This is a genomic window from Kribbella sancticallisti (assembly GCF_039530625.1).
In the GTDB taxonomy this organism is placed as follows: Bacteria; Actinomycetota; Actinomycetes; order Propionibacteriales; family Kribbellaceae; genus Kribbella; species Kribbella sancticallisti.
Window position 1 is genome coordinate 107,525 of sequence record NZ_BAAAOS010000005.1, and the last position, 13,438, is coordinate 120,962.

Consider the following 13,438-nt stretch of genomic DNA (forward strand, 5'->3'; position numbering starts at 1 on the left):
TCAGCGAAGCCTCGAGCCGGTCGCGGGTGGTTGGTGTCCTTTCGGACTTGGTACGGCGCTCGATCGGCGCCGGGGCCACCCGGGTCACGGGCCCCGGGGCAGCGACGGCGGCGGGCTGCCGCGCCACGCGCTCACTCGTCATCGGGACCCCTGAAGTCCTTGCCCACGGACGGCGAGTACAGGTGGCCCATGGCCCGGGCCAGCGCACCGTCCGCCGAGTTGTTGCTTCGCGCAACGAGCTGGAGATGGGCCTCGTCGACGTCGTTGTAGAAGGCGACACGCCGCGGATGAGGCGAGTTCCGGCCGGTGGCGTTCCAGTGCTCCACGACCCGAGGCTTGTGGTCGATGGTGATCTCGGAGACGGGGTGGTACGTGTGCGGGGTGACGGATTCGTCCCGGAACTGGCTCGGATCGGTCGGGTCCAGCAGGCGCTGGCGTTCAGCTTGCCGCCACCGCCTCGTCGGACTCAGGTATCCCGAGGGGTAGAACCAGCCGCGGATGTCCTCGGCGTACTTCGGCTGGAGCTGCGTACCTTCGACGTACTTCGAGGCGTGGCCGAGGTGCTCCAGGTCGTCGATCCCGTTTTCCTTCCCGATCCAGCGCAGGTTGTCGGCGATCTGTCCCAGGCGCACGCTGATCGCGTGCCGTTTCTCGGTGTCGGCCTTGCTGTGCGCGGCGCGCCAGTCGAAGCCGAGCCCTGTCAACTCCTGCTCGATCCTCGTCAGCCGCTTGATCAGCTTGGGCCGCTTCTTGTCTCTGTGCTCCTCCTGGTAGATCGCGGCAGCGGTCGCGGTCTGCAAGTACTCGGCGCGGCCCGAGGAGATCAACACCTGCGGTACGCCGTCGATGACTTTGAATCTCAGGGTGTGGTCGGTGTCGTCCATCACCACTGGCACGGTCATGGTGATGCTTTGCGGGTCCGCCGATGCCTGCGCGGCCGCGGGGCCCGCGGGGGTCTGCGGGCGCGGCTGCCCGGGGACAGCATCGGGCCCGCCCTGCGGCGGTGCGCGACTCGCCGCCGGGCCCGTCTGCGCCGTGCGCCTCGCCGCGGTCGTCGAGATTCGCTCCTGGCCACGGCCGGCCCCGAGCGTGCTCTGATACAGGGACACGGCGCCGTCGATGATCGAGTCGATCGTGCGCCGGACCGGGGTGCGGATCGCCGCGATCACCGAGTGAACCTTGTCCGACAGGGCGTCGAGGCGGACGAGCTTGGCCAGGAAGCCGATCGCCAGCTTGAGCGCACCGGCCAGCGCCGCGTCGACCTTCTCGGCGACGGCCGTCACGTCACCGGCCGCGATGGCTGCTATCGAGTCCAGCACGGCATCCACGAAACTCGCGATCGCACGGGCCTTCTCGATGATGAAGGAGATGATCCGGTAGATCCCCTGGCAGGCCTTGATGAAGGCGCTGGCCGGCGTCAGCAGCGAGACGATATAGGCGATTCCCTCGGTGATCACCTGCTCGACGATGTACTTGCGCAGTACGCCCACCACGAGATCCGGCAGCTCGGCGAGACGTTGCTCGGCCAGTTCCCACAGACCGCCGATCCCGCGGTCGGCCAGCAGCCGGATCACGTCCACCAGTTGCTCCATCCGCAGGACCGCGGCCAGACCGAGCCGGTCCACCAGCCGAGCCCGGATGTCCGGCCAGGTGATCCTCAGCACCTGGCAGACCAGGTCGAAGATGCCCGCGAAATCGAGCGCGCTCGGCAGCGTGATCCCGGACTTGCTCAGGTCACCGAACAACAGGTCGAGCAGCGCCTCCTCCAGGTGCCTGCCGATCCGGCCGGCGAACAGGTGCACACCCGCGCCGACCGCGCCGACCAGATTCTCGATGAACCTGATCGGGTGGGCCAGGATGTCGCCGATCACGGAGACGGCCTTCAGCAGGACCCGGGCGAGCAGGCGGCCGAGATCTGCGATGGTGTTCCCGACCTCCTCGACGAACTCGATCGCCCGTGTCGTCAGGCCCTTGTTCTCTTCCTGCAGCTCGGTGATCCGGGCATCCAGTCGCCCGGTCGCATCGACGTACGAACGGGCTACTGCGTCGACGAGACGGTCCTTGGCGCCTTCGACGTCACTGGCCAGCAGGTCGAACCGGTTGTCCAGCTGGCCGGCGGTCGTCGTTCCGAGCTCGAGCAGGTCCGCGGGCAGGGTGGTGAGCAGCTGCCGGACCTGCGCACGCCCGATCTGGATCCGGATGGTGGCCATCGACAGTGACACGGCGATCACGGCTGCGATCGAGTCGATCACCCGGTCGAGCTTCGCCAGGTAGAACTCCCGGCCCTTCCGGTAGAAGGCGTTCACCTCGTCAGGCAGGTCGAAGAAGCGATCCTTGAGCCACAGTGCTCCGCCGCCGAGCCCGCCGTACCGGTCCGACTTGTACTCGCTCATCTTGAACTCGACGTACCGCTCGAAGGTGTACCGCGCGTCTTCCTCGCCCTGCTTGAACATGCTGGTGACGCTCGTGTCGAGCCCGCGCAGCAGCTCCTCGACGGATTCCTTGGTATCTCGATGGATGTCGAGGATCGCCTTGTTGACCCCGTCCCGCCGGCGTTGATCGTCGTCCCGCGTGTGGTCCTTGACCGACCGGACCTTCCGCAGCGTCCCGACCCTGGTGCCGTGCATGCCGGTCAGCGCGGACGCCTCGTCGGAGCCGATCGTCGCCGCCACCTCGGGCAGGACGCCCGCTTCGAAGCTGCGGTACGCCGCCGGGTCGGTCGCGGCGTGCTCCGCCATGGTCCGGCGTGCGTCCAGCGCAGCGCTGAAGGTGGGCTCGTTGGCTTCGGCGAGCTGCTCCACGCTGATCGAGCGCGCGGCCATCTCGGCGTCGACCCGGACCGGTCCGGCTGACAAATCCACGTCGGCGGCGGGCCGTGGCCCGGGGAGCACGGAGGCGGCGCCGATCGTGACAGCCGGCCGTCCGGCCGGATCGTTGACCATGGCACCTGGCTGCTTGGCCTTCAACCCCCGCAGATCGGGCTTTGCGGCGGTGCTGGTGGCGATGGGCTGCTCGCTGCTGCGCTGCCCGCCCTTGATCAGGCGGCCGACCGTGCCCGCGGCCTCGTTCGCCTTGCCGGTTTCCTCGAACCGGTCTGCCTCGTCGAGGGTTGCCGGCGGCGCGATCGCCTCGACGGCCACGCGTACGGCGTCTTTGAACGCGGCCGGATCGAAGTCGGCCGGCTGCTGCTGGCCCATGTCCTCAACGCGCGCCGTCGCGCCCTGGCGACGGATGTCGCGGTCGGCATCAGGAGCTGATGCGTCCTGCGCGTTGGCCGCGCTTATCGCGCCGCGCCGATGCGAGGTGGTACGCGTGGCGAGAGCATCAGCCCGCTCTCGGAACGCGATGACGTTTGGTGCCAGGTCGGCGGCGCGCGCGCCGGTTGGGACTGCAGCGGTCGCCTCGGGAGTTGATGGCTTCGCGAGGGCGGTTGGCGTGGCGGCTATGCCGCCCCGGATCAGTCTCAGCGGTGCGGAGGACAACGTGGCCGGGGCACCAGGAGGCACGGGACTTGTGGTAGTTGCGCCAGGGGTGGCCGTGCCTCTTGCGGTCGGAAGAGACGCGCGTGCTTCCTCCGACGTGCTGCTCGCCGGAGCGACCGGGCGCTCCGGTGCGGCAGCGGCAGGTGATGCCGCTGCGGGTTGAAGGGACGGCGATTCCGCCGTCGTCGGTACGGCTTGGCTCGGGCTTGGTGGCCCGCGGCCCGGCGGCTGCACGACGGACATGTCCTTCGCCTTCGCCACGTCGGCCAGTGGCGCCCTGTCGGCCGTGGGGCCGGCGGCTCGCGGGACCAGGGGGATGACCGGTGCGCGAGCGCCGCGCGGGTCGGCCGATATCGGTGCTGGCCGCCGGCGACCGGCGAGATCGACCACACGCGCGAGCGCCGGGTGCCCGGCCTCTTCGCGCAGGCCCGCGGCCACCCTGTCCCGTGTCGTGACTACCGTGTCGCCAAGCGGCTCGCCTATCCCCGCCGCCTCCGCCGATGGCACCGGGGGAGTGGTGTCCGCGTCGAGCGGCGCCAACTGGGCCCTCAATCGGTCGCGTGTTGTCACGCGGTCTCGCGCTTTGCGCCCGGACTCCACCGAACCCGCCTCGACAGGCGTCAGCCGGATGCGGGGCGGACCGGCCCGTTCCGCCACCGGAGCGGCCGCGCGCACCGGTGCGGAGCGCACGGACGACGCGGCGGCCGGGGCCGGGCTCACGCGTCGATCCTACGTGCGGACTACGCCCGGAGACCACAGCCAGGTGGGGGTCCAGCCGAACCGGGCGGTCTCGCGATATCCCAGCGGTTCCAGCACCATCCGTACTGCGGTGCGTTGGATCTCTGTGGCAGCCTCGGCCATCACGACCGGCCTGTCTCGCTCGAGCATTCGCTGACCGGAGCCGAGCACCTCCCCGCTGAGGCCCTCGGTGTCGACCTTGACCACGGCGACGCCCTCCAGCCCCTCCAGGACGTCGTCCAGCGGCATCGCGGCGACCTCGCCGGCGTCGTCGGACCGGAACCGCCGTGCGCCGGTGTTGGTCGAGGCCGCGGCCGGACCGCGCGGACGCCACGCGATCGGCATCGGCGAGGCGCGGCGCCAGGTCGGGTGGACGGCGACCTGGCGGACCTGGACCCGGTCCTGGATCCCGTTCTCCACCAGCGTCTCCTGCAGCCCGGCGACCGCGGCGGCCGCGGGCTCGATCGCGATCACCCGATCGGCGTTGCACTCGAGTGCGAAGAAGGTCGTGTGATTGCCGTGATGGGCGCCGACGTCGACGTACGTGCCGTGCAGATCGAGTGCCAGGATGGCGTCCAGCAGGTCGCGCTCGTAGTACGTCCCGAGTCGTTGGATCGCGATGGTGATGTGGTCCCCCTCGGGCAGCGCCAGTACCGCGCCGCGCCGGGGCCCACGGACGGGGATCCGCAACAGGCGGCCCGAGGTCTGCTCACGCATCTCCTCGGAGGCGCTGTCCACGAAGAGATTCCATGTCTGGTGGGACCGAACGGCGTCGGTCTCGGGACTCAGGTGGCCCCCGTCGACGGCGCTTCGCCGGCGCACGGCGTAGATGCCCGGCGTCGCACCGTCCGGGTGGGGAAGCTCATTCAGCCAGCCCGCGCTGCGGCGCAGTTGCACGAAAGGGACGCGTTGCCTCTGTCCGAGCAAGGCGAACCACACATCGGCCATGTTCGGCGCCGGGAAGTCCTGCGGCCGTACGGCGATCGTCGTGCTGTGGAAGGCGGCGGTCCCGGTCCCGAGCAGATGGACAGGGAGATCCTCAGGGACTGCCAGGGACATGTGGCTGATCGACCGCGACAGGTGGTAGTGGGTGAACGGTTCGCGCAGAGTGCTGGCGTGGAAGCCGACCACGGCCCGCCGGCCGTGCCGCTCGATGCCGTCCAGCAACGCCGAGGCATAGTCGGCGGGGTAGGCGATGTCGTCGTCGCAGACCAGATGCACGCCGGTGTGAGCGCCCGCGGGAAAGAACTTGCCCGCATCCCCGCGATCACCGTGCTCCTGGCTGGTGAACACGGTGACGTCGTCGCCGACGAGGAAGTCCGGCACCTTTGGGTAGCCGTTGAGGTAGACGGCGAGCCGGTCCACCTGCGGGCGAAGCCGATCCACGACGTCACGGAGCCGATCGACCCGTGCCGGGACCGATGCCAGCGATGCCAGTACGGCGGGACGGGCCGAAGCGAGCCGCGCCGCCTCGGCGTCGCCGTCGACGAAACTGGTGGTGGACATCGGCCAGCGCCTGCGGGCTTCGGCGTTCATCCGCGACGGACTGTCGTCGTGCACCACCAACGAGCGGCGTACCTGGTACATGCCGAGGCCCGCGGCATGCGCGCGAAGGCTGATCTGTTCCCCGACACCGGACCCTCGCTCAGCAAGGTCCCAGCGCGTGTCAGGAACGGGATCGAGCCGCCAGTCCAAGGCTTGAAAAAGTCTGCTGTGGGCCAGAAAAGCGCCCATGTCCACCCAGCCGGTCCGGGTCACCCGCCCGAACGGCGCCGCCCGGACCGAAGTCCAGCAGGTGCTGCCGAGCGCGGACCGTTCGGCGGTCAGGTACAGGTACAAGGAAGCCTTCGCAGGGTCGTCGATGTCATCGAAGGCTTCCAGCGCCCTTCGGGTGAAGTCGCGGCAGAGACGGATGTCGTCCTGGAGGACCAGGACCAGGTCGTCGCTGCCGATGGATGCCCTGAGGTCGGCCAGGACGACGTTCCACCACTGCCACCAGCGCCGCTTGCCGTGCCACACCTGCGACCTGTGCAGGGTGCAGCCGAGCGCGGTCAGACGCCGATCCAGCGCGACCTCGGGGGAGGGCGAAGCGTCGTCGTACACCTGCACCAGAGACCCAGCCAGCCCCTCACGCTCGAGGTCGTCGACCAACCGCGCCAGCCCATCAGGCCGGTCGTACGCCGTGACGACAACCCGAAGCGCCCTACGCCTCATCTCACCACCTTAGGGCGCGTCGATCACCGAGAACATGGAGCAAGCTGGGTCTGGTATCGGGCTAGACCACGATTTGATCGAGAGTGTCGAGCGGCAGGAAGACCGGTTCGCCCGCGGTGATGGCTTCTGATCCGATCCGGCTGTTGCCCAGTGGGTCCGCGGGAATGTAGGTGGCCAGGTCGAGGCCGGTCGCCTCGGCGAGGTCGGCGATGGCGAGCTGGAAGGTCCGGTAGGCGCCGAGGACGAAGCCTTCGACCGCCTCCACCCGCGATCGGCTCTCCAGGAGATCGCGGATGAGGTCTCCCTGGCTGAGCAGGTACGCCGTCGCGTGCAGCTTCTCACCGCCGGCGGCCGGCATGGCCACCAGCTTCCAGAACTCCTGCGGGACTGCCAGCCCGTTCGCGAGCTTGAGGTCCTCGGCGCGGAAGATCGGGCCGGTGAAGACGCAGGCCTTGAAGCCCTCGGTCCGGGCGCTCTCGAGGATGTAGTCCTCCAAGCCAAGCCAGAGCTGGTTGCCCTGGTTGAGCCGCGAGTGCTGCAGGGCGGCGTTGGTGTAGTGGAAGGTGTCGGCGTTCGCGAGTTTCGCCACGGCGGTCACATCGGTGCTGCTCGTCGCCTCGGTGTCCCAGTTCGGGTCCTCGCGCCGCACCATGTGCCCGCGATCGATCTGCGGATCGGAGTAGTCGGCCTGCCCGAGCTGGATCTCGGCCGGGAGTCGCTCGTCTGCGAACCACTTGTCGTTGGTCCGCTTGACCTTCACCGAGTGTTCGCCGTCGATGTTGACCGCGGTCATCAGTGGCTGCCGCCGGGGCTGGTGGTACTTGACTCCGAAATGCGTGTAGCGCAGCTCGAAGGGTCGGTCGCCGTCCTCGTCACTGGGCCGCGCCAACGACTCCTGCACCGCGACGTCGATGCCCGGCCACGGCGCGGAGAGCTCCTCGCCGAGGAAGTCCGGATCGTAGCCGGTGCGACCGTCGAAGAAGGTGACCTGGTGTGAGCCGTCCCTCGCCTTCTCGGCGTGCTGCTCGGACGACGCCTCGAATCCTGCTGCCAGCACCGGCCGTTCACCGGTCGCCAGCCTGCGCAGGGTGTTGACGCCCACGGCGTGGTTCTCGACGCCGTAGAGGCCCGCGTAGTGCAGTCCGACCACCTTCCCGTCCTCCAGGCTGATCAAGGGAGAGCCCGAGTTCCCGCCGAGACTCGTGCAGTCATGAGTCAGCGCAGCCTGGCCGCCGAGTGCTTGCATGACGAAGCCGGGTGCGAAGCGCTTCACCTCGAACAAGCCTTTGAAGTACCGGGCTTGGTCGTGGCGGTCGTTCCTGGGGTCGTACGCCGGGTAGCCGATCAAGGCAACGCGAAGACCGGCGTCTGCCTCGTCGTCGGCCAGCGGCAGGGCCGAGGGCAGGTTGGGTCCCTTGATGCGGAGCAACGCCACATCGGGCGCCGCGTCGTCGGCGAGGTAGATGATCTCGGTGACCTTGACTGGCTGCGCGTCGCCGGGGTTGGAGTTGACCTCCTCCTTGAAGTCGATCTCCGCGCCGTACCGCACCCCACTGGCGGGGGAGCGCAGGAAGATTCCCTTGCCGTTGTCGGCGCGCGCTGCGACCAACTTGGCGACGTGCCGATTGGTGGCGATGACGCGAGTCGTCTCGTCCACCTCGGAGATCACCCAGCCGGTGCCGCCCCACCCCATCGTGTGGTTGACGAACTCGACCCGGCCGACCGACCGCACACTCGGCTCGACCTTCTTGATCAGCGTGTCGGTGCCGGCCGGGAAATCAGGAAGGGGCTCCAGACCGATCGCGTCGTTCTGCACGATGAGCGGCGGGCGTCCGACCCGCCGAACTATCGCCTCCAGGGCGTCGAGGCCGATCACGCCCTCCAGGTCGCCACCCCGGTCCAACTCCTCGGCCTCCCGCCGCGAGACCATCACCGGTGGGACCCGGCCGTCGGCGATAGCCTTCTCGATCTCCTCCCGCAAGGCCTCATTGCTCAATCTGTTCTGAACCTCTTCGAACCGCGCTTCTTCGTCCTGTCCGTTGGTCACGATCGTGTCCCCCTCCTGGTACGGCCGCAGTCACGTTCCCCGCGACTGCGTCTGTCGACGACGGGCGCCGAGGAGGACCGCGACCGCGGGCACGAACGCACTCGGGACATACCGTCCGAGCAGCACCGCCGCGGCGTCCTCCGGGGATCCGTCAGATGCGGCGTGCGTCGCCGCCTCGATGGTGTGCGGGGCCCGCTTGCGCAGCAGGCCCAGCACATCGCCTTCGCGCGGGCGCTCCGGGCACCACGCCTCGAGTTGCGCTGTCGCCCGTTCGACCGCGTCGGGTGCGGCCTGGAGCGCGGCCAGCCGATCGGCGATGGTGACGTCGACCGCGCGGTCCCACCCGTCCGGCTTCGCCGCCGTTCCGTAGGACCACGACCCCGCGATCGTGCGGCGCCAGCGTTCGGCGCAGCGCGCGACCAGATTCAGGTCCCGGTCACCGTGCACGTACGCCGCCACGCCGACGAGTTCCGCGAGCAGACCGAGATCGGTGAGACTCGTGAGCGCGAGGGACGCGGTGGTGTCCACATAGTCCCGCCAGGGCTGTGAGCCGAGGGGAGCCAGATTTCCCTGCTCGTTCAGGCGTTCCCGCACGATCGCGGCGTACTCGTGGAGGTACTGGTGGTCCGGCAGCCGGCTCATCGTTCCCACCAGGTCGGCGTACGGCGTCAGTACCGCGAGCGACCGCGCCATGATCACGGACCTGCCGGCTCCGCCAAGGTCCACAGGTCCGGTGCGAGCGGTGAGTCGGCGCCAACCAGCGGAGTCGACGGGATCCTGATCGGCGCCGTCAGGCCGTGCAGGCCGCCAGCGCTCGATGGCCGTGAGAACCGCGTCAGGATCCCGCGAGCGCAACTTGACGGAAATCCCGGCGCGGTGGATCGCGAAGCGCAGTGCTGCGCCGGCGAGGTCGGATCCCGAAGGTTGCTCGACGAGCTTGGCCACGCGCCGGCCGAGCGAGGCCTCGTCGCGCAGGACCCGCACGCCGGCGTCGAAGTCGTGCTCCGCGCCCATCTCCAGCCGGCAGACAGCATCGATCCGTGCCTCACTCAGCTGTGCCTGCAACGGTGGCTGTTCGCGGTACCAACCGCCCTGCTCGGCGAGCAGCCGTCTCGCCTCGAACCACCGGCCCGACCGCCACAGGAAAGTGAGCGCGACATCCGCGTCCGGGCTGTTCGGGTCGAAGACGGCGCCGAGGTAGGCGCGATCGTAGACGTAGTTGCCTTCCAGCCAGTCGGAGCGTTCGTTCATCGACCGCAGTTCACGGGCCGCGTCCGGATCCAGCGCCGCCCCCGGCTCGACCCGATCGCCCCGGAAGCTGGTGGAACGGTCACCTTGGTTGCGGTGGACAACGTCCTGCGCCGGCGTCGGCAACTCGCTGATCGTGACCGCGTCGAACTGGGCCAGGATCGCCGGGTCGATCGGAGGGACGGTCGGCTCCCGGCGCATCAGCTGGAGCCGGTGGTACGCGGATTCGACCGCACACCACGGTTCTGAGCGCGCGGCGAACCACTTGGCCGCCGACCGGTCGATGCGTGCCGCGGTCGCCGGCGTCGATTCGTACAACAGCGGCAGCAGGACCGAGCGCATGTCACTGCGGTGCCGCAGGAAGCCGGTGGTCAGCGGGTCGGGCTCGACCAGCCAGTGCTGGCTCGCCAGTGCCTGGAAGAGCTCCTCCGCACGCCTCGGGCTGAGCCCCCGCAGTCCCACCTGGGGACCGACGACCTCTCGGATCACGTCCGCGTTGATCCGCCGGACGACCAGCCCTGGGTTCGCGAGTTTCCGCAGGTCGCGGTCGTCGATCCGTGACAGCACGAAGCGGTAGAGGTAGGCCAGGGCCATGCCGCCCCGCTTGCGGGCCTTCGCCAGTGCCTGCGGTCCCCGCTCGTTCGCGAACTTCGCGGCCAGCCGGAGCGCCAGTGGGTTCCCCCTCGCGATCGAGCGGATCAGCTCGTACGACCGTTGATCGACGTCGAGGCTCGCCAGCAGGTGGTCGGCGCTGGCGTCGTCCAATCCCTGCAGAGGCAGACGTACGCCGACCCGGTCGGGGGTGCTGTCCAGCGCGTCACCGCGTCCGGCACCGACGACCGCGAGAGAGATCTGGGCCAGGGCGGCCAGCTGATCGAGCCAGTCGAACAGCCGGCCCGGGTGCGTCTCGCCGCGGCCGCGAAGCACCTCCAGCGTGTCGAGAACCAGGAAGACCCGCCGTCGCGGGCGGGCCAGGGCGTTCGCCAGAGCCAAGCCCAGATCTTCCGGGACCAGCTCGGGACTGTCTCCCTTGAGGGCTGTCGCGCCGGGCGGCGCGCCGGCCGCCTTGTGCCTGGCCTGCTGAATCGCCTGCTCGGCACCGGGGACCTGTGCGGACACCTGGCGGGCGAGCTCCATCGTCAGTCCGGCCATGTCCTGCACGTCGAGTCCGGCCCGGTCGAAGTCGAACCGCACCACGACCCACTCGTCCTCGTGGCCGATCAAGGTGGCCGCGACCTCCTCGAGCAAGGTCGTCTTGCCGACTCCGGGAAGGCCCTCGATGTACAGCGCGCTCGCCGGCCGCCCGGCGAACTCGGCCTCCAGCCACTGGGTGATCCGCGCGATCTCCTCCTCACGCCCGAAGAAGCCGCGATCCTGCAGGGCCGCTGCCGAGGTGACGAAGTCGAGGTGGGTGAGCGCGGCCTTGACCTTCGGCAGCTCGCCGTACTGCGACGCCAGCGGTCCGGCTCGTCCGAGTCCGACGACGAGGCGCTCCAACGTCTCCCGGTCGGGCTCGGCGCTGACCGCGGCCGAGACGCCCTCCGCGCTGAAGATCCCCTCCGCGGTGATCGCGTTCAACAGGTCCCTGGTCGGCTGATCGTCCGCGGTCTCCCACCGGTCGGCGACAGCGTCGTCCACCCGTTCGGATCCCGCCAACGCTTCGAGGGTTCGGCGCCGTTCGGCGCCTCGCATCAGCCACTGGCCGGTGCCTGCGATCGTGGACTTGTCACAGGCTTGCGAGAGGCCGGCCGCGATCGCGGTCAGCTGGGCCGGGTGGACCGATTCCACCTGGTCGATGCTCCGCAGTGCCTGTGCGGGATCGAAAGGCCCCGACAGCGCGGCGTACCGGCGCGCTTGTTCGACGCCACTGCTCACGGCTGTGCTCTGTTGCCCGTCGGCTCCGGGCGGCCGATGCGCCGCGTACTCGGTCATGCGATGCCTCCACGCCGGCGAAGAAGCGTCAGGTACGGCTGCAGTCGCGCGACGACGGTGCTGAGATCCGGGTCGCCGTACACGCCGTTGAAGTCGTCCAGCCCCAGCAGGGCGAGATCGGCCTGGTCGCCGATTCCGCCGGCGTCGACCTCGCCCGAGAGTTCCTCTGCCGCCCTGGTCAGGCAGTTGAGAAGATCGTCGCGCGTGAAGCCGCCGACGTAGTCGACGACCATCCCGGGCGGCCCGTCGACGGCGGCCGCCTCGGGAGCGGAGAACTCGAGTCCCGCGAGCGGCATGGTTTCGAGACCGGCGATCACCAGGCGGATCCGCGGCTGGGCCAGGCAAGCGGCGACCAAGCCTTCGAGGTGAAGACGAGCCGGCTCCGGCAACGGCACCGAGGGGGTGTCCACGAAGAGCCAGACCGTGCGGCCCAGCTCCGCGGCCGCTTCGTTCACCGCGGCGGCCAGTCGGCTTGCCTGGTCGCGTGCGGCGGCCTCCGGAGCGGCCTGCGCCGGATCCACGCCACCGGGCGACGGTACGAGGGTGGCTGCGACGCCCGCGGCCTGGATCCGTTGAGAGATGTCGGAGATCAGGTCGGCGACAGGCTCGTCGAGAGGAATCCGGACCAGGAGATGTTCGCCGCCCCGCCGCAGCAGCAGTTCATTGAGCATCCGGTGGGAGAAGCCGAGACCGGTCTCGTCGCCGCCGGCGACGTTCCGCCTCTTCACCCGGATGCCGCGCACACGGGTGGTCTCCTTGCCGGCCTCGGCGACGGCCGAGACGAACAGGTCCCGTCCGATCACGAGCTGCGAGCTCTGACCGTCCAGGTGCCAGAGGCCGGTCGGGGCGATGTCCGTCGTGATGAGCGCGGCGAGGTCGTCGATGAACAACGACAGCGGAACCAGCCGCCCGTACTTGCCGTTGCGCCCCTTGCCGTGCCCGCCTTGGTGCAGGCCGAAGAGCTCGTAGCTGCTGTTGAAACAGGCGCCGCCGGACGACCCGCTGCCGGTCTTGATGTCATGCCTCAACCGCGCACTGACACTTCGGATCTTCCAGGTCGTGCCCTCGCCCAGTTGCTTGTCCTGGCCCATCGGGAAGTCCAGAAGGTACAGCTTCGAGCGTGAGGCCGCGGGCGGAACCACCGCCGGTATCCGCGCGAAACCTAGGTGACGTGCCGCCGGTGTCCGCAGCGCCAGCAGGGCCACGTCGTGCCGATCCAGTACGTCGGCGTCCGAGCGCGGCGACAGGCTGCGCCACTCGTCATCGCCGCACGGCGAGGCGTACGACGGCGGCACGGCGGCTTGGTGCGTGCTGCCGTCGGCCAGGGTGACGCTGACTTTCGGCTCCGGATTTTGCACGATCCCGGGTCCCTGCACCCGGACGACGTGCCAGGCCGTGAGTACGAGTCCGGGACCGACCAGGCAGCCGGAGCCCCGGAAGGTGTCGTCGACCTCCACGCGGCACCGGAACGTCTTGGCCCGCTCCAGGAAGTCGCTCATGCCCTCGAAGTTGATCCGGTCCGACACGGCCGCGGTGGTGTCGATCTCCAGGCCGCGGGCTCGCAGAGCTTGGGCGAAACCGTCGAGCAGTCCTTTGGCCACGAGCTGCCCGATGCAGAGCTCCGCGGCGTCCGTTTGCAGCACTGCGGCCGCGGCCTCGAACGCGTCGAGGGTCAGCGGGGTGCCCTCACCCTGCTGAACGGCCTGGAGTGCCTCATCCGCGACCGCGGGGAACCTGTGGATGATCTCGATGAGATCCTCTTCGGTCCACATCTCGC

The 13,438-nt window shown here is 69.5% G+C and carries 5 protein-coding genes; all 5 read right to left on the minus strand.

Annotated features, from left to right (window positions below; all coding sequences use genetic code 11):
• Window positions 1-131 precede the first annotated feature (131 nt).
• Window positions 132-3,197, minus strand: coding sequence for a phage tail protein (locus tag ABD255_RS01585; protein WP_344208928.1), 3,066 nt, complete (start codon window positions 3,195-3,197; stop codon window positions 132-134).
• Window positions 3,198-4,211: 1,014 nt separating this feature from the next.
• Complete coding sequence (locus tag ABD255_RS01590; protein ID WP_344208930.1) at window positions 4,212-6,434, minus strand: FkbM family methyltransferase; 2,223 nt, start codon at window positions 6,432-6,434, stop codon at window positions 4,212-4,214.
• A 61-nt stretch (window positions 6,435-6,495) separates the two neighbouring features.
• Window positions 6,496-8,481: a DNA/RNA non-specific endonuclease gene (locus tag ABD255_RS01595; protein ID WP_344208932.1), complete on the minus strand. Its 1,986-nt coding sequence runs from the start codon at window positions 8,479-8,481 to the stop codon at window positions 6,496-6,498.
• Window positions 8,482-8,511: 30 nt separating this feature from the next.
• A complete protein-coding gene (locus ABD255_RS01600) occupies window positions 8,512-11,661 on the minus strand; it encodes an ATP-binding protein (RefSeq protein WP_344208934.1) in 3,150 nt (1,049 codons plus the stop codon).
• Complete coding sequence (locus ABD255_RS01605; RefSeq protein WP_344208936.1) at window positions 11,658-13,433, minus strand: trypsin-like serine peptidase; 1,776 nt, start codon at window positions 13,431-13,433, stop codon at window positions 11,658-11,660. The genes ABD255_RS01600 and ABD255_RS01605 overlap by 4 nt, the downstream gene beginning before the upstream one ends.
• Window positions 13,434-13,438: the final 5 nt, after the last annotated feature.